19 protein-coding genes are annotated in these 15,411 nt (G+C 70.5%); 4 read left to right on the forward strand and 15 right to left on the reverse strand.

Annotated elements, in window-relative coordinates; all coding sequences use genetic code 11:
* Nucleotides 1-20 precede the first annotated feature (20 nt).
* The 6 genes from ABAZ39_RS32985 to ABAZ39_RS11765 form a co-directional block, all read right to left on the reverse strand.
* Entirely contained in the window at nt 21-686 is a 666-nt protein-coding gene (locus tag ABAZ39_RS32985; RefSeq protein ID WP_051657978.1) for a hypothetical protein, read from the reverse strand.
* Nucleotides 686-2,581 carry a phage tail protein gene (locus ABAZ39_RS11745; RefSeq protein WP_038529553.1) on the reverse strand — a complete coding sequence of 632 codons (1,896 nt, stop codon included), beginning with the start codon at nt 2,579-2,581 and terminating at the stop codon, nt 686-688. Before ABAZ39_RS11745 ends, ABAZ39_RS32985 begins: the two co-directional genes overlap by 1 nt.
* Nucleotides 2,581-3,150: a phage connector family protein gene (locus ABAZ39_RS11750; RefSeq protein ID WP_038529555.1), complete on the reverse strand. Its 570-nt coding sequence runs from the start codon at nt 3,148-3,150 to the stop codon at nt 2,581-2,583. The genes ABAZ39_RS11745 and ABAZ39_RS11750 overlap by 1 nt, the downstream gene beginning before the upstream one ends.
* A gap of 70 nt (nt 3,151-3,220) precedes the next feature.
* A complete protein-coding gene (locus ABAZ39_RS11755; protein ID WP_038529557.1) occupies nt 3,221-3,724 on the reverse strand; it encodes a phage tail protein in 504 nt (167 codons plus the stop codon).
* Nucleotides 3,725-3,760: 36 nt separating this feature from the next.
* On the reverse strand, nt 3,761-4,030 hold the full coding sequence (locus ABAZ39_RS11760) for a hypothetical protein (RefSeq protein ID WP_038529560.1): 270 nt from the start codon (nt 4,028-4,030) through the stop codon (nt 3,761-3,763).
* Between the two features lie 36 nt (nt 4,031-4,066).
* Nucleotides 4,067-4,885: a phage capsid protein gene (locus tag ABAZ39_RS11765; protein WP_038529562.1), complete on the reverse strand. Its 819-nt coding sequence runs from the start codon at nt 4,883-4,885 to the stop codon at nt 4,067-4,069.
* A gap of 420 nt (nt 4,886-5,305) precedes the next feature.
* Between ABAZ39_RS11765 and ABAZ39_RS11770 the strand changes: the two genes are divergently transcribed.
* Nucleotides 5,306-5,743, forward strand: a complete 438-nt coding sequence (locus tag ABAZ39_RS11770) for a PRC-barrel domain-containing protein (protein WP_038529564.1) — start codon at nt 5,306-5,308, stop codon at nt 5,741-5,743.
* 58 nt (nt 5,744-5,801) lie between these two features.
* Here the strand turns inward: ABAZ39_RS11770 and ABAZ39_RS11775 are convergent, their stop codons facing one another.
* The 7 genes from ABAZ39_RS11775 to ABAZ39_RS11805 form a co-directional block, all read right to left on the reverse strand.
* Entirely contained in the window at nt 5,802-8,159 is a 2,358-nt protein-coding gene (locus tag ABAZ39_RS11775; RefSeq protein WP_247881580.1) for a putative bifunctional diguanylate cyclase/phosphodiesterase, read from the reverse strand.
* 206 nt (nt 8,160-8,365) lie between these two features.
* Nucleotides 8,366-9,085, reverse strand: coding sequence for a capsid assembly protein (locus ABAZ39_RS11780; protein WP_038529566.1), 720 nt, complete (start codon nt 9,083-9,085; stop codon nt 8,366-8,368).
* A gap of 26 nt (nt 9,086-9,111) precedes the next feature.
* Entirely contained in the window at nt 9,112-9,384 is a 273-nt protein-coding gene (locus tag ABAZ39_RS11785) for a Bbp19 family protein (protein WP_038529568.1), read from the reverse strand.
* Nucleotides 9,377-10,894: a portal protein gene (locus ABAZ39_RS11790; protein ID WP_038529570.1), complete on the reverse strand. Its 1,518-nt coding sequence runs from the start codon at nt 10,892-10,894 to the stop codon at nt 9,377-9,379. The genes ABAZ39_RS11785 and ABAZ39_RS11790 overlap by 8 nt, the downstream gene beginning before the upstream one ends.
* 4 nt (nt 10,895-10,898) lie before the next feature.
* Nucleotides 10,899-11,300 (reverse strand): hypothetical protein, encoded by a 402-nt coding sequence (locus tag ABAZ39_RS36655; protein WP_038529572.1) that lies wholly within the window; start codon nt 11,298-11,300, stop codon nt 10,899-10,901.
* Between the two features lie 86 nt (nt 11,301-11,386).
* Entirely contained in the window at nt 11,387-11,830 is a 444-nt protein-coding gene (locus tag ABAZ39_RS11800) for a hypothetical protein (protein ID WP_247881581.1), read from the reverse strand.
* Nucleotides 11,827-12,192 carry a hypothetical protein gene (locus ABAZ39_RS11805; RefSeq protein ID WP_038529575.1) on the reverse strand — a complete coding sequence of 122 codons (366 nt, stop codon included), beginning with the start codon at nt 12,190-12,192 and terminating at the stop codon, nt 11,827-11,829. Before ABAZ39_RS11805 ends, ABAZ39_RS11800 begins: the two co-directional genes overlap by 4 nt.
* Nucleotides 12,193-12,388: 196 nt before the next feature.
* Between ABAZ39_RS11805 and ABAZ39_RS11810 the strand changes: the two genes are divergently transcribed.
* Together ABAZ39_RS11810 and ABAZ39_RS11815 are read left to right on the forward strand one after the other, a co-directional pair.
* The gene (locus ABAZ39_RS11810; RefSeq protein ID WP_014241596.1) at nt 12,389-13,021 is read left to right on the forward strand and encodes a S24 family peptidase; all 633 of its coding nucleotides are present in this window, start codon (nt 12,389-12,391) and stop codon (nt 13,019-13,021) included.
* A gap of 74 nt (nt 13,022-13,095) precedes the next feature.
* A complete protein-coding gene (locus tag ABAZ39_RS11815) occupies nt 13,096-13,410 on the forward strand; it encodes a hypothetical protein (protein WP_038529577.1) in 315 nt (104 codons plus the stop codon).
* A gap of 13 nt (nt 13,411-13,423) precedes the next feature.
* Here the strand turns inward: ABAZ39_RS11815 and ABAZ39_RS11820 are convergent, their stop codons facing one another.
* Together ABAZ39_RS11820 and ABAZ39_RS11825 are read right to left on the reverse strand one after the other, a co-directional pair.
* On the reverse strand, nt 13,424-14,068 hold the full coding sequence (locus ABAZ39_RS11820; RefSeq protein WP_038529579.1) for a hypothetical protein: 645 nt from the start codon (nt 14,066-14,068) through the stop codon (nt 13,424-13,426).
* 136 nt (nt 14,069-14,204) lie between these two features.
* Nucleotides 14,205-15,053, reverse strand: coding sequence for a branched-chain amino acid aminotransferase (locus ABAZ39_RS11825; RefSeq protein ID WP_038529581.1), 849 nt, complete (start codon nt 15,051-15,053; stop codon nt 14,205-14,207).
* Between the two features lie 153 nt (nt 15,054-15,206).
* On the opposite strand from ABAZ39_RS11825, the gene ABAZ39_RS11830 reads away from it, so the two are divergent.
* Nucleotides 15,207-15,410 carry a hypothetical protein gene (locus ABAZ39_RS11830; RefSeq protein WP_035675800.1) on the forward strand — a complete coding sequence of 68 codons (204 nt, stop codon included), beginning with the start codon at nt 15,207-15,209 and terminating at the stop codon, nt 15,408-15,410.
* Nucleotide 15,411 lies beyond the last annotated feature (1 nt).

Consider the following 15,411-nt stretch of genomic DNA (forward strand, 5'->3'; position numbering starts at 1 on the left):
GATTCGGCGGGGCGGAAGCGTCAGTAGAAGCGGCTCATGAATTCCAGCCGCTGGCGCTCGGCGAGCTGCGCCTGTTCCAGCAGGTTGCGTCGGCGCACGCTGTCCACCTCCTGCTGGATGGCCTCGCGCTTCAGCCGGTCGGCCCCCTCCGCCTCCCCGCGCTCCGCGGCGCTGTCCTTAACGACGCCGAGCAGGATCGCCTCGCCGGAGCCGTCCGCCGCGCTGACCCCGTTGGAGCCGAGCGTGGCGCGGGTGCGCGCCACGGTGCGGCGCAGGGCGTCCACGCGCCGCCGCTCGTCGGATTGCGCGGCGGCGGACATCTGGGCCAGCCGCGTGCGGGCGTCCCCTTCCTTGTCCGCCAGCGTGGCGGCCTGCCCGGTGCGGAGCTGCTGGGCGGCCAGGTTCTGGCTCTGCGCCAGCCAGTCCATCTCGCGGGCGCGCTGCCGCTCCGCCTCGGCGCGGGCCTGCTCCTCCTTCTGGCGCTGAAGCTCCTGGTCCTGGCGGCGCAGTTCGTCCTCGCGCTGCCATTGCAGGCGCTGCTGCTCCGTCTGATAGGCGTAGCGGCGCTCGTCGGCGGCCTGCTGCCGGCGCGCGCTGTCCGAAGTGCCGGAGACGCGGTCCACCGTGTCGGCGACGGCGTTGGCCAGCGGCAGCGCCGTCGTGGCCAGGGTCGTGATTCCGCCCATCAGTCGTTCACCCTCAATTCCATGGTTACGGACAAAAGCGTGAAGGGCAGCGGCGCGTCCTGCCGGATGCTCCACAGCGGCCGGTCGCTGTCGCGCCGCCAGCCCAGCGCCCGCAGCTTGCGGTCGCCGGAGACCAGCGCCGGAACGCCGCCCGCGGGCTGCGGCCCCGTCCGGTGCAGCGGCAATTCCTGAAGGCCGCGCCCCAGATCGGCGTGCAGCGCCGCCGTCTCCTCCAGCCGGAAGCCGACGGAGACCAGCCGCACCGCGTCGGTTCCGCCCGCCTGACCGAGCAGGCTGACCGGCAGCGGCTCGATGCGGTGGCTGTAGGGCAGACCGGCCTCGACGTGGCGGGCCGGTGGGTCGAGCACGATCTTTCCCGCGGCGACGGTGGCGTCGGCTCGCACCGTGCCGTCGGCGACCACCGCGACGCTGCGCCCCTCCAGATGGTCCAGCCCGCTCCACACCGCGGTCGGGGCCTCATGGTCGCCGACCAGCGCGGCGTCGAGGTTCAAAGCGTCGTCGAAGCGTTCCACGCTCCACCGCCCGGCGCGGTCGACCAGCGCGTAGACCTCGTCCCCGACCACCGCGACGGAGCGCACCGCCCCATCGGTCTCCAGCCGGGTCCAGGCGGTCACCTGCTCCAGCCGGTAGACGGTCAGGGCGCACAGCGCGCCGTCCTCCATCACCACGAACATCAGCCGGCGGCCCTGGTCGTAATCCTGGTCGCGCGGCCTCACCACCAGATGACGGGCCAGCAGCGCCAGATCGTTGGCCTGATAGGCGGCCTCGGTGTCGGTGTAGAGGAATTCGCGGATCTCCCGCCCGTTGCGCGACACGAACAGGGTGGCCCCGTCAACGTCGCGCGGCGGGACGGAGCGGTCGACGGGGGAGCCGATGCGCGTCTGCCGGTGGACCTGGATGTTCTGCGGGGTCAGCGGATCGCCCGACACCATGTATTCCGCGCCCGAGGTGAAGACCTGGAGATGCCGCCCGGAGAAGACGGCGCGCACCGCGTTCACCTGATCGGACAGGATGCCGAACTCGATGGCCTCGTCGTCCTGCCCGGTGCCCAGGTCGAAATTCCACAGGTCGGCGGAGCGCGACAGCCACAGCCGGTTGGGCAGGTCGCGCGACCCGCCGATGACCAGACGGTCCTGGTGGAAGGCCGCCGACACCGGCCAGCCGCGCAGCGGCGAGAAGGACTGCTCGTCCCAGGCCGTCGTCGCGGCGGTTCCCGCCAACGTCTCCAGCGCCGTCGCGGTGACCTGGGTCGCCGACACCACCCCCTCGACGCGGAGCTGTTTGCCCTGGATGCGCAGGCGGGCCCCCTCCTGCTTCGGGTCGAAGACCGGGGCGGAGGCGGTCACCGTCACCAGCCCGTCGGTGCCCGACGGGGTCAGCGTCACGGCCGGGTCGGCGAAGCGGTAGAAGGGCATCGCCACCCGCTCCCCCTCTGCGACGTAGCTCCAGCCGGTCAGCGCCCAGGCGTCGGCGCCGCTGCGGGTCAGCTTGCGCGGCGGCACGTCGGGGTGGCAGACCAGCAGCGTGTCGGCGCTCTGCGTCCAGGTAATCTGGGGAAGCTGGGCGGCGGTCCACGGGGCCTCCACGCTGGCGATGGGCGTGTCGTTGCCATAGACGTCGATCCGCCCCTCGGAGAAGACCAGCAGATAGGTCTGCTCGGTGTTGAACTCGAAGGCGACCAGCCGCCCGTCGCCGCGGGCCGGATCGACGAAGGCGAGGCCGGAGCGGCGCGTCACCCCGCCCGTCGGGTGGATGAACAGGTTGCGCAGCGCCAGCGCCCCGTTGTCGTAGGCGCGCAGGTCGCCGCGCCCGAGCAGCCGGCGGGAAATCTCCCCCGCCGTGAAGTTGGTCTTCACCTGACGAACCCGCGCCATCAGCCCCTCGCGTCGATCAGGGTGAAATCCTCGAAGCCCGGCTGGCTGTCCTGCAGGGCGTCAATCTGGCGGGCGCGGCGGAACTCGCTCTCGGCCAGCCGCTGCAGCAGTTCCGCCCGGCTCGTGCTCTCGGTCAGCGGGATGCAGAACTCCGCGGCCAGCCGGGCGATCAGCGCCTGATCGAAGAAGGCGGGAAAGTCCTCCTCCGCCGGGCGCCCGACATAGGTCAGCACCACCGCGTCGGAGGCCGCGTGCAGCGCCCGCCCGGCGATGCGGTAGTCCAGCCCGCGGCCCCGCCCGCCCGCCCCGGCGCCGAGCGCGCGCAGGAAATCGGCGGGAAGCTGGAAGGCTACGCCGTAATCGGCGACCGGGTCGTCGGCCAGCCGCGCCAGCCGCGCCTGCCGGGTGGCGAAGCTCCAGGCGTTGGCGGAGAGCAGCGCGTCGCGTGCCGGCTCAAAGAGCGCCCCCGCGACCTCCGCCTCGGCGGTGCCCTCGTCGAAGGCGGTAATCGCCGTCGCCCCGATCTTGATGAGCGCGCGGCTGCACAGCCCGATAGCCGTCAATGCCATGGGATCGATCCTTCGAAACAGAGGAAGGATGCCGGGGCGCCTGAACGCCCCGGCTTGGCGTGAGCCGTGATCAGGTCTTGATGACGTAATTCAGGATCAGGGTCGGCTGCACGGTGTTGTGCGGCTGGCCGCCGCCGACGCTCGAGGTTTGCTGACGCTGGGGAATGGCGCCGTTGCCGCCCGCGAAGTTGTTTCCCATCTTGAACCACATCACATCGTGGCTGTGGTTCGGCATCTCCTCGATGGTCAGGGTGTGGACCTGCTCGCCGCCCGCCGCACCGAGGGTCGTGCCGTCGATGCCGGCTCCGGCGGAGGTCACGCGGTTGGCCGCGGTGCCGCCCATGCCGTCCAGGCCGGCGGGCACGCGCCCGCGCAGATCGGGGACACGAAAGGTGCCGGTGGCGTCGGAGGCGCCGCTGAACGTCCGGCCCAGGATCGCCGCAAGGGCGGGGTGGCTGGCGTAGTCGAGCAGGCTGCCGTCGCAGAACAGATAGCCGTCGGGGGCGCTGGCGCCGCCGAACGCGAGAACGGCGCCGGTGGGAACCAGCCAGGAACAACCGGAAGAAACGGTCATGATGCTGTCTCCAGAATGTGGGTGGGAAAGGGGTCGTCAGTCGGTGTTGGACGCGCCGAAGGGCGACAGGTTGGCGACGTCCACCACCCCCGCCGCGTTTGCGGCGACGACGAGGACGCCGGCGGCGGGCGCCCCGGCGGTGCCGGTGTTGGCCAGGATCATGTCGCCGCTGCGCAGCAGGTCGGACGCGCCGTTGAAATAGCCGCTGTTGTCCACCAGCGCGGCGGCGTCCGGCGTCGTGTAGTGCCACAGGGTGAAGCCGTTGGCGTAGGCGAGGACACTCAGGTCCTTCGGAAGATAGGCCATGGGAAAACTCCGTTTCGATCGTCGGCAGGGAGGGCGTCAGGCTTCCAGGCAGCGCATGGTGACGACGCCCGCCGCGTCGATCAGGCCGGCGCCCTGCGACATCATGTTGTTCACGAAATGCGCGGCCCGATCGCCGTGCCACGAGATGTCCGTCTTCACGTCGGAACCGGAGGCGTGGCCGATGGCCGTCTTGTGGTACCAGTGGCACAGCCGAACGCCACCCTCCGCCTTCAGGCCGGAATGGGGCATCCACAGCGTGCCCAGCCAGCGCTTGGCCTGGGTGCCGCGCCAGGGCAGCTCGTCGGCGCCGACATATTCGGTGCTGGCGAACTCGTCGATGCCCAGAAGCTGGCTCCACTGCTTCCAGCCGACGACGGCGTAGCGCTGGCCGTCGTCCGGCACGTCGGACTCGCCCAGCTTCTCGAAGGCCGTCAACACCTTCGCCTTGGTCAGCCCGTCGCTGGACGCACCCGCGTAGTTGGTGGAGCGGTTCAACTCACCCAGGATGAGTTCATCGGTCTTGCGGCCCAGCGCGTAGGCGCCGGCGCTGGCGATGATCTGCCGTTCGTCGATGTTGGTCTTCAGCTCGTCCAGCCGATCGACCCAGTCGCCGGCGTAGAAGTCGTAGAGGGTGCATTCGACCGGCGTGTGGTCCAGGTTCATCACCGGAACCGCGCCGTGGCGCGCCTTGGTCGAGGCGGTGCCCTTGCCGACCTTCTGGAAGACGGTGGAGGCGCCCTGGACGTTGTTCTTGGTGCGCACCGTGTTGCGCAGCTTGGAGCCCATGCGCTGGTAGGCGTCGTGCACTTCGCGTTCGAACTGCTTGACGAAAGCCTGGGTGACCGAGGTGGACATTGGATTGTATTCCTTTCGCGTTCTGCGGGGGTTCCGTCCGGCGGGAAGCATTCCGCCACCCGGTTGTCAGGCGCGCCCGATCCCGGAACAGGACGAGGGGACGCGCGCCCGGCCGCGGGCGAAGCGCGAAAAAAGAAAGGGGCTGGCCGGGCCTTTCGGTTGTCCGGTCAGCCCCTTTCAGGACAGGCATGGAGGGAGGTTCGGGATGCCGCGGCCCATCGTGTGAGGGGACGCACGACGGGCGTTGGCAAGAGTGTTTCTAGGACATGCGCCCTTTCATGTCAAGAATATTTTCCTTTATCGAACAATCATCCCCTTGGCGCGGTACTCCCTTGGGGCATGGAATATCCCCCGGAGCCACGCTGTTGAATGGTTGGCCTCAACGGCCCGAAAACACGGCATAAAAAAGGAATACGCTTCATGAAGACGATCATCACCGCCTGTGGCGTCGCCGCGCTTCTGCTCGCCACGCCGGCCCTGGCCGAAGGCACGTCCGGAACCACCGCCAAGGAGGTCCCGAGCAACAAGGCGACCGGGCAGGTCGCCGCCACCCACGGATCGCTCGACCCGGCGGTCGCGAAGATGACCGCGGCCCAGCTCAAGGGGAAGGACGTCTACGGCAGCGACGGCAAGGACATCGCCGAAATCGAGGGCATCGTCCGCAAGGGCGGCCAGACCTTCGCGGTGATCGACGTCGATCACATCGCCGACTTCAGCGACAAGGACGTCGTCCTGCCGCTGGAGCGGCTGCACATGAAGGGAAAGCGCCTGACCGTCGACATGACGGAGAACGACCTCAAGGGCCTGGAGTCCTGGCAGAAGGACAAGTACGAGGACGTCAAGGGCGCGCTGCGCTGACGTCAGGGCCGAATCGGGAGGACGGACCGGGGGCGACGGCCCCCGGTTCTTCCGGATCTCACGCCGACCGGCGCAGGCGCATGGCCAGCAGGTCGGCGGCCTGACCGGCGGGAACCGGGCGCCCGGTCAGCCAGCCCTGGACCAGGGTGCAATTGTGGTGGCGCAGGAAATTGGCCTGCTCCTGCTTCTCCACCCCCTCCGCCACCACGTCCAGCCCCAGCATGTCGGCCATGGCGATGATGGTGGAGACGATGCCGTTGTCCTCCCGCTCGCTCGGCACGCCGTTCACGAAGGAGCGGTCGATCTTCAGCGTCGTCACCGGCAGCCGCTTCAGGTAGCTCAGCGAGGAGTGGCCGGTGCCGAAATCGTCCACCGCCACGCGGATGCCCATGGCCTTCAGCGCCGCCAGCACGGACAGAGCGTGGTCCATGTCCTGCATCACCGCGCCCTCCGTGATCTCCAGCTCGACGAGATCGGGCGACAGGCGGTGGCGGTCGATGATGCGGCGGAAATCCTCGGCGGAGCGCTGGCGCAGGTGGCGCGGCGAGATGTTGACGGCCACCGGCACCGGCTCCAGCCCGCGGTCGATCCACTCACGCAACTGGCGGCACGCCTCGTCGAGCACCCAGTCGCCGAGCGGCACGATGAAACCGGTGTCCTCGGCGACCGGAATGAACTCGCCGGGTGAAATCATGCCGAAGCCGGGCTTGTCCCAGCGCAGAAGCGCCTCGAACCCCTCCAGCGACTGGTCGATCAGCGAAACCTTGGGCTGATAGTGGAGCTGGAACTCCCCGCGCGCCAGCGCCGCCCGCAGGTCGCGGTCCAGCGCCAGATGGCGGTGCGCCTGGTCGGCCAGCTCCTTGCGGAAGAAGGCGTGGCGCTTGCCGCCGGCCCGCTTGACCGCATAGAGCGCCGTGTCGGCGGAGCGGATGAGTTCCTGCGCGCTGTCGGCATGGTCGGGGAACAGGGCGATGCCGATCGACGGACGGACGTAATGCTCCGTCCCCATCAGCAGCACCGGCTCGTCGAAAGCAGCCAGGATGCGCTGGGCGGCGATCTCCGCCTCCTTCGCCTCGCCCACCTCGTCCAGGATCACCGCGAAGTCGTCGGTGCCGATGCGCCCCACCGTGTCGCTGGCCCGCACCGTGACGACGATCCGCGAGGCCACCTCCTGCAGCAGCAGATCCCCGGCATGGTGGCCCAGCGTGTCGGTGATCAGCTTGAAGCGCGACAGGTCCAGGCACAGCACCGCGAAGCCCCGGCCATGGCGGCGCGCCCGCTCGATCGAAGTGTCGAGCAGCGATTCGATGAGGGCGCGGTTCGGCAGGCCAGTCAGCCGGTCCCGCGTGGCCAGCCGCAGAAGCTCCCGCTCGTGGCGCAGCCGCTCCGTCATGTCGGCCAGCGCGCAGACGTAGCTGCGCCGCCCCTGCACGTCCAGGCAGGACAGGGAGAGCGAGGCGTCGATCCGCCCATCCGCCCGCTCGATCACCAGCTCCTCGGCGCGCTCCGTGCGGCCGCCGGTCCCCGGTCCTGCCGCACCGTCCCCGCCCGGCGCTCCCAGCCCGAGCAGCCGGGCGACCCGCTCGCGGTCCTCCTCGGCGAACAGGTCGGCGAAGCGATGGCCGTCGAGCCGCTCCGCGGGCACGCCGAACAGCGCGACGGCGGCGGGGTTGTGCTCCTCGACCACCCCGTCCTCGCCGACCAGCACGATGGCTTCGCCGATGTTGTTCATGATGCCGAACAGCCGCTCGTCGCGCACGATCAACGCCTCGGCGGCCTGCCGGAAATAATCCATGGCGCGGGCCATGGCGCCGAACTCGTCCTTGCGGTCGCGGCCGGGGATGTCGATGCCGGTCTGCCCTTCGGTCAGCCGCTCCATCCGCTCCGACAGCGCCTCGATGGGGCCCAGCACATGCTGCGACAGGAACACCGACAGCGGCCAGCTCAGCACCAGCAGAACGGTGATGAACAGGACGAAGGCCAGGGCCTCCATGGCGAACTCACGGTCGAGGTCGTCAGTCCCGCTGGCCGCCGCGATGGCCCAGCCCCAGGGCTCGAAGGTCAGGCTGGCCCGGACCGAATGCCCCTCACCCATCCAGCCCTCGGGCACGCGCCCGTCGGTGAACACGCTGACATGGAAGGGATCGCGCCCCAGCGCCCGCAGCGCCAGCCGCGCCTGCCCCTGGCCCTCGTCCCGCGCCAAGGCGCCCGCCTCGATGGACGCGTTGATCTCGCCAAGCATGGCGTGGGCCGAGCCAACCAACGCGTGGGTCAGCCGTCCCCGCTCCGTGATCAAACCGCTGCGCAGCAGGTAAAGCGCCGGGATTGCCGCCATCAGGCAGCCGATCAGGCCGATCCAGGTCAGCCAGCGGATCTTGCGGCGCAGCGTCATCACGGTCCCGACGGCAATCGTCACACCCGGCTGCTTCCGGGCGGTTGTCATTCTGCGCGAAAGCGTCGCTTTTTTATTTCAAACACGCAACGGTCAAGTTGCCCGCCCCGGTCCCCCTTCGTCCTTTTCAAACCGGCTGCGACATTTCGCCCATCCGGCGCGGCGTGGGTTCGCAGGCCCCACCATGGCTCCTCCCGCGAAGCACGCCGCGCCGCCGGTCCGGTGACTGATCAGGCGGTCGGATACAGGCGCCGGAACCCGTCGGTCACCTTCGACACCACCGCCGGGTCGCGGTCCCGCCAATAGCGGGGGTCGCGCATCAGCGCCTGCAATTCCGCCTCCCCGCCGGCGGACGGCGCGCCGGCCGGCATCGACAGGGCGGCGGGCTCGCCGCCGGTCATCATCCGGTGAAGCGCCATCACCCCCTCATAGGTGGTCGACAGCCCCTCCACCGCGGCGGACGGCAGGTTCTTCACCGCCCAAGCGTGGAGCTGCCGCGACACCTCCCGCCAGCGCTCGGCCCCGCCAAACTGGGCGGACAGCCGCTCGACCTCGCGTTCCGCCTGGAATTCGGCGGCCAGCTCCTGAATCAGCGGGACCAGACGCTCGGCGGCGAGGTCGTAGACGAGCTGCGCCTGGTCCGGCGTGAAGCCGGCGCCGTGCAGGCGGCCGTTGATCGCCGGGTCCGGCTCGAACAGCCCGTGGTCGCAGGCAATGCAATAGCCCTCCGGCCCATCGGGCACGCCCGGCGCCGCCAGCAGGTCGGGCCGCTCACCGCTGTCGTGGGGGTGGTCGGGGGCCGGGGCGGGAGCGGACAGCTTGCGCTCCAGCTCCAGATACGACTTCAGCAGCGCCTCCACGCGCACCGCGCCGGTTTCCGGATCGCGGAACTTCTCGGGCACCGCGGGCGGGGCGCCGGGAACGGTCGACGTCAGCAGGTTCTCGGCCATGGATAGCTCCTTATCGATGAAAGACTTTAGGCGCCCTGCCCACGGGCGGTCAGGGCGAGGATGAGGGCGACCAGACGGCGCTGGCCCTCCAGGTCGCGCAGCGCGGCGTCGGAGGCGTCGGGGCCGAGCGTGCGTTCGAGCGTCATCGCCTTCAGCGTGTCCAGCACCCGCTCCCCGTCCGGCCCGGCGAAGCAGCGGGCGAAGCTGGACGCCGGATCGCCGGCCGGAACCGCCTCGGCGGGCGAGGCTCCATCCAGCCAAGCCCAGCCGCCGTTGTTCCACTCCGCCGGATCAGCCATGGGGCGCCTCCGCCCGCACCAGCTTGGCGGGCACGCCGAAGGCCTCGCCCAGCCAGCGCGCGGTCGCCGCGACGTCCACCGCGGACAGCGCCTCCGGCCCGAGCTGGCGGGCGGTGTCCAGCCAGCGCAGCGTCGCCTGGACGTCGCGCTGCGCCTGCGCCTGGGCCAGCGGGGAACGGTGCTGCAGCGCGACCGTGCGCCCGTCCACCGCGATGTCCGGGATCTCGCCGCGGCGGCGCAGGATGCCGACGGCGCGCAGCACCAGCGGGGTCAGCAGCTCCGCCTGGAGCCGCCCGTAGGTCGCGCCGAGCAGCCGGGCCATCTCGGCGGAGCGTTCGATCACCTCGGTCGCGGTCATGCGCGGCTGGTCCAGCGGCCCCAGCCGGTCGGCCAGCAGCGCGTGGCGGATGCGCGCCCGCAGGTCGTCGAGCACGAGCTGCGACACGTCGAACCGGCCGGGGTTGGCGAGCGGCGTCAGCCCGGCCGACCCCACCGCCTTGGGGATGATCGTCCCCGGCACCAGCCGGATGGTCGCGGGGTTCAGCACCCCGTCGTCGTCGGCCTGCCAGATGCCGGTGACGGCGACGGAGGCGTTCTTCAGCACCAGCTCGACCACCTTGTTGGCGGTCTTGATGTCGGGCAGCGCCTTCATGACCGGCGACCGGCCATAGGTCTCCCCCGGTGCCTTCAACCAGCGGAAGTTGATGAACGGCGATTGCGCGAAGCGCCCCTCGGCCAGCGTGGCGGGATCGGCCAAGCCGCTGTCCAGCACCACCGTCCAGCGGTAGGCCAGCCCGTCCGGAAGCACCGCCTCGACCAGCGGAAAGCGGCTGTCCGGCTCCGCGGCTCCGCGTTCCCGCACCGCGTCCGGGATGGTCACGCCGGGAAAGCGGCGCTCGATCTGGGCCAGCGTCGCCTCGCTGCGCCGGAAGGTGCCGTCCAGCCGCCCGTCCGCCCCCTCCTCCAGCACCGCCTCGGCCAGCGGCACCGCGGTGAAGCGCAGGCTGGAGGCGCCGCCGGGCGGGGCCTCCTCCATCAGCAGGCAGGCGGTGCCCACCGTCACGAGGTCGAGGAAGGCCTGATGGATCTCCACCGCGAAGTTGGAGCGGTCGACATGCGCCTGCACGATGCCGGCGGCGCGGTCGAGCATCGGGGCCACGCGGTCGCGCTCCCCGTCCGGCAGCGACGGACCCGGTTGCAGCCCGAACCAGCGCGACCAGGGCGGGGTCAACTCGGCCAGCAGGCTGGCGGCGAGCTGTTCCACGGCGTCCGGCGCGGTGCCGTCGAACAGCCGGTCCACCCGCCGTTCGCCGGGGATGCCGCCGCCGCGGAAGGGCTGCCCGTTGGGCAGGGCGTGGTCGTAGCAGTCCTGCCAATGGCTTTCCCAGACCGACCGGCGCTCCCGCGCCGCCCGGTAGCGCTCCAGCAGACGCTCCGGCCCGTTCGGCGACGTGGATGCGGCATCCCCCTTGCGGCCCCCTTGGGGAGTGCCGTGCGTGGTGTCCTTCATGGCCTCACTCCCCCAACAGGCGCTTGCGCAGCGGCACCAGCGCGCCGACGTCCAGCGCGCCCCGCCAGGACGTCTGGACCGTCCCCGCCCGTCCCCGGTTGCGCCGCTGGATCAGCGCCTCCGCGGCCTTGGCCGGGTCCTTCTCCTCCTCCGTCGCCGGAGCCGGGCCGGCGGCGGGCGGATCGCCGGCGGGTGAGGCCACGGGAGCGGAAGCCTCCACCGCCGGGGCGGCGGGTTCGGGAAGCGGGTCCGGAGGCGCATTCCACCAGGGCGTCGTGGCGGGAGCCGGCTCCGGGACCGCCACGGGCACCGGCGCCGGCTCGGGGGCGGGCGTCGGCGTGGGTTGAGGATCCGGCGCGGGCGCAGGCGGCGGCGCCGGCCGGGGCGCCTTGAACAGGTTCGCCATGGGCGAGGGGTCCTTGTCCGTGATGCGAAAACAGGCCCTTGCATGAAAGGGCGTCGGGAAGGCGGACGGGCCGGCGGCGGCGCGAATCAGGCCGCGGGGACGGGCCTCGCCAGATGCCGGTAGAGCTGCCAGGGCGTCACGATGCCGGGCGCGTGCAGCCCCAGCAGGCGCTTGATCGCCTCGACGCAGGTGAAGGGAGCCCAGGGGGCCGGACGATTCAGGCCGCGCCGCACCGTCGCCGGGGTCACCGCCATGCCCATCCCGTGGTACCAGCCCGGCAGGTCGAAGGCCGCGGGCAGATCGAGGACCGACACGTCGGTGAAGGACGAGAGCGGATCGACGATCACCCAGTGGCGCCCATCGTGCAGCAGCGCGAAGCAGTGGCAGAACCCCGGCTTCAGCAGACGCAGCCACCACAGCTCCGCCTCGCCCCGGAAGACCACCCAGACACGCGGCGCGTCCGCTCCCTCCCGGCAGGGCACCACTTGGCAGGACTCCACTTGGCAAGGCTGGGGCAGCGGCGTGCTCACTGAACGATGCCCTTCTCGCGCAGCACCGGGCGGAGCCGGTCGAACGCCTCCCGCCACAGGGTGTGGGCGCGCTGCTCGCGGTAACGCGCCGGGTCCGGCGCCATCAGGCGGCGCCCGTAATGGACCAGCACGTGCAGATGGTCGCGGATCAGCAGGCGACGGCGGTACAGCCGGTCCACCGCGCACAGCACGTCGCCGGGCTCGCACGGGCGCTGGATCAGCCCGCGACCGGCGGCGATGCGCGCGCCGGCGGCCTTGGCGTCCTGCGCCTGGACCGACCAGAACCACGCCTCCTCCGCGCTGCCGAACGGTTCCCCGGCGGCGTCGGACAGAACCATGAACGTGTTGCGGTGCTGGACCATGCGTGAGGTCTCCCTGGAAATTGCAGCTTCTGGGTTCGCGGGCGCAGCTTCGCTCTCGGGCGGAGCGCCGGATGGGCCGCGGCACGCGCGGCTGGCGAACACATGTTCACGTTATGTACTGATTAAAGTCCTTCGTCAAGGAAAATATGAATAGGTTCCTAGGGACGGGCTGGTTCGTTTATGTGATTATCCTCCCATGCTCAAACATGCGGACATTTGGCGGGCGATCGACCGCCTCGCGGCCCAGCACGGGCTGTCGGCTTCCGGACTCGCGCGGCGCGCGGGGCTGGACCCGACGACCTTCAACAAGAGCAAGCGGACCACCGGCGACGGCAAGCTCCGCTGGCCCTCGACGGAGAGCGTGTCCAAGGTTCTGGAGGCGACCGGCGCGTCGCTGTCGGAGTTCGTCAGCCTCGTCGGCGATGCCGCGGGCGCCGGCTCGCTCCAGCGGGTGCCGGTCATCGGCTATGCGCAGGCGGGCAACGCGGGTTTCTTCGACGACGCCGGCTTTCCCTCGGGTGTGGGCTGGGACGAGCTTCTGTTTCCCAGCATCGGAGATCCCCACGCCTACGCTCTGGAGATCGCCGGGGACAGCATGGACCCCGTCTACCGCGACGGCGACACCATCATCGTCTCGCCTGCCGCACAGATCCGGCGCAACGACCGTGTCGTCGTCCGCACCAAGGGCGGCGAGGTGATGGCGAAGCAACTCCTTCGCGAAACCGCCACCAAGATCGAGCTGATTTCCATCAACCGCGCCCACCCGGACCGCAGCATCCCGCGCGCCGAAGTCGCCTGGATGGCCCGCATCGTCTGGGCGAGCCAGTAAGCGTCAGCCCTGCGGCACTCTGTCCTAGGACAAATATCCCTTACTGCGTCATCGGAAGAGCTTATCGTCCGGCCATGACCGGACTCTGCGGAACGCCTCGGCGTTCATCCCTTCTGGAAGAGCTTGAACGCCGCCACGACGACGCACCGCCCCGCAGCGCGGTGCGGACGGCGCTTCTGGAGGGGGCGGAGCGTCACGCCGCCCTCGCCCGCGCCGCCGCTCTTCGCCTGCACGACCGGCTGGCCGCCGAGGCCCGCCGGGGCTCCGCGCAACGGCGCCGCTCCCTGCCCGCAGACCGCACGGGCGGCGATGCCTGGCTGTCCCGCCTCACCGGCGCACTGACTCACCACCGCAACGCCGCCAGCGCGCTGATCCGCGAAGGCAGTTGACTCGATCCGACCGTCAGGCGGCGGGAGAGGAGCCGGCACTGCCGGAGTCGGAGGACGTCCCCTCAGCGGCCACGGCAGTGGCGGGCGCGGTCCGCGCCTTCCTTGCGCGCGGTTTGCGAACCGGTGCCGCGGGGGACGGTGCGGCCGCCGGCTCGGCCGCGCCGTCCACGGTCAAAGACACGGATGGCGTCGGCGCCTCCGTCTTCGCCGTGGCCTTCTTCTCAGCGGCTTTCTCTGGGGCCTTCTCTGGGGCCTTGTCCCGGTCGACGGCCTTCTTCAGCACCTTGCTCTTTGAAAAGCCGGCCTCACGCAAGGCCGTCTTCAAATCCTCCCACGCCAAGCGGATTTCCGTCGCGAAGGCCCGCGCGTCGTCGTCACGGTGGGTGCGGAAATACTCCGCCGCCTCCCGCATCTGGGCCGGCAGGGTTTCCGCCCCGGCGCGCACCGCCTCGTTGCGCAGGCGGTTGTGGCGGTCGTCCAGATAGGTGAGGATCTCCGACAACTCCTCCGGCGTGCAGCTTTTCTGAAGCCTGTCGGTGACCACGGGCGCGGCCTTGTCGATCTTCCCGACCAGTTCCGACCGACCGCGCTTCAGGTCCGGATCGTAGACGGTGCGGATCACCTGGATCACGCGGCGGCGTTCGCGGAATTGCATCATCTCCCCCCCGACAGCGTCCTTCGACGGACCGATTCACCGCTTGGGAGGAATCATGCCGCGGAACCGGCCATCTATCAAGCCGGCTTTCGGGCCGCATACCGCCCGAAAACCGGCATTCCGAGTCAGCCGAAGCGGATCAGCGGAAGGCGAACTCCCAATAGAGCCCGCGCGCGCGCGCCGCCAGGGGGCCGGGTTGCAAGGCGCGCTCCTCGACGCGGGTGACCGGCACCACCTTCGCGTAATTGCCGGTCGAGAAGACCTCATCCGCCTCCAGCACGTCGCGGGGGCTCAGGGTGGCCTCCTCCACCGCCACGCCGTCGTCGCGCAGCAGGGCGATCACGCGCTGGCGGGTGATGCCGTTGAGGAAGGTCCCGTTGTGCACCGGCGTGCGCACCACCCCGTCCTTGGCGATGAACAGGTTGGCCGTCGCGAACTCCGCCACGCTGCCGATGGGGTCGAGCATGATGGCGTTGTCGAAGCCGCGCTCCCGCGCCTCCTTCAGCGCCAGCCCGGCGTTGGGGTAAAGGCAGGCGGCCTTGGCCTCGGTCGGCGCCATGTCCGGCACCGGGCGGCGGCGGCTGGACAGGCAGGCGGTGAAGCCCGCGACGCTGGGCAGCGGCGCCTCGTAGACCGACAGGACGAAGCGCGTGCTCTCGGCGTCGGGCGCGACGAATCCCTCCTCCGCGTAGAACATGGGCCGGATGTACAGCTCGGCCTCCTTGGGGAAGCGGCGGATGCCGTCCCAGCACAGCTCCTCGATCTCGCCGGCGGTCAGCATGGGGGCGAGGCCCATCACCTGGGCGGAGCGCACGACACGGGCACAGTGGCGGTCGAGGTCGGGGGCCACGCCCTGGAACGCGCGGGCGCCATCGAAGACGACCGAAGACAGCCAGAGCGCGTGAGTCATCGGGCCGACGATGGCGGGGTTCCCCGCGATCCATTCGCCCTGGATGTAGCTCAACGCCTGACCGGCCGTGCTGCCCATGATCTTCTCCCTTTTTGGCTTCGGGTTGGTTCTATCCGGATGGTTCGCTCCCTCGAAAAGCATACCCCCTCATCGCCGCCGGTCAACCTGCGCAGACGGGCCGGATGGACGGTTGATGCAGGACATTCTCATCACATCGGGAGCGACCGACCCATGGGCTGGACCTATTCGAGCGCCTTTCCGCAGCCGCTGCGCGCGGCCCCGCCCTTCCCCCCGCCGGGCCAGGACGTTCCCACCCCGGGGCCCCTGACCGACAACCCGGACCTGCCGACCCCCGGCCCGCAGGAGGACATGCCCTCCCCCCTGCCCAACGACGACCTGCCGCCGTCCCGGCCCACCGATCCCGACTTTGCGTGAA

This window comes from Azospirillum argentinense (assembly GCF_000632475.1).
Classification (GTDB): Bacteria; Pseudomonadota; Alphaproteobacteria; order Azospirillales; family Azospirillaceae; genus Azospirillum; species Azospirillum baldaniorum.

Coding starts and splice junctions, on each gene's coding strand:
- ABAZ39_RS32985 (WP_051657978.1), bottom strand. CDS start 686: ATGGGCGGAATCACGACCCTGGCCACGACGGCGCTGCCGCTGGCCAAC.
- ABAZ39_RS11745 (WP_038529553.1), bottom strand. CDS start 2,581: ATGGCGCGGGTTCGTCAGGTGAAGACCAACTTCACGGCGGGGGAGATT.
- ABAZ39_RS11750 (WP_038529555.1), bottom strand. CDS start 3,150: ATGGCATTGACGGCTATCGGGCTGTGCAGCCGCGCGCTCATCAAGATC.
- ABAZ39_RS11755 (WP_038529557.1), bottom strand. CDS start 3,724: ATGACCGTTTCTTCCGGTTGTTCCTGGCTGGTTCCCACCGGCGCCGTT.
- ABAZ39_RS11760 (WP_038529560.1), bottom strand. CDS start 4,030: ATGGCCTATCTTCCGAAGGACCTGAGTGTCCTCGCCTACGCCAACGGC.
- ABAZ39_RS11765 (WP_038529562.1), bottom strand. CDS start 4,885: ATGTCCACCTCGGTCACCCAGGCTTTCGTCAAGCAGTTCGAACGCGAA.
- ABAZ39_RS11770 (WP_038529564.1), top strand. CDS start 5,306: ATGAAGACGATCATCACCGCCTGTGGCGTCGCCGCGCTTCTGCTCGCC.
- ABAZ39_RS11780 (WP_038529566.1), bottom strand. CDS start 9,085: ATGGCCGAGAACCTGCTGACGTCGACCGTTCCCGGCGCCCCGCCCGCG.
- ABAZ39_RS11785 (WP_038529568.1), bottom strand. CDS start 9,384: ATGGCTGATCCGGCGGAGTGGAACAACGGCGGCTGGGCTTGGCTGGAT.
- ABAZ39_RS11790 (WP_038529570.1), bottom strand. CDS start 10,894: ATGAAGGACACCACGCACGGCACTCCCCAAGGGGGCCGCAAGGGGGAT.
- ABAZ39_RS36655 (WP_038529572.1), bottom strand. CDS start 11,300: ATGGCGAACCTGTTCAAGGCGCCCCGGCCGGCGCCGCCGCCTGCGCCC.
- ABAZ39_RS11805 (WP_038529575.1), bottom strand. CDS start 12,192: ATGGTCCAGCACCGCAACACGTTCATGGTTCTGTCCGACGCCGCCGGG.
- ABAZ39_RS11810 (WP_014241596.1), top strand. CDS start 12,389: ATGCTCAAACATGCGGACATTTGGCGGGCGATCGACCGCCTCGCGGCC.
- ABAZ39_RS11815 (WP_038529577.1), top strand. CDS start 13,096: ATGACCGGACTCTGCGGAACGCCTCGGCGTTCATCCCTTCTGGAAGAG.
- ABAZ39_RS11820 (WP_038529579.1), bottom strand. CDS start 14,068: ATGATGCAATTCCGCGAACGCCGCCGCGTGATCCAGGTGATCCGCACC.
- ABAZ39_RS11825 (WP_038529581.1), bottom strand. CDS start 15,053: ATGGGCAGCACGGCCGGTCAGGCGTTGAGCTACATCCAGGGCGAATGG.
- ABAZ39_RS11830 (WP_035675800.1), top strand. CDS start 15,207: ATGGGCTGGACCTATTCGAGCGCCTTTCCGCAGCCGCTGCGCGCGGCC.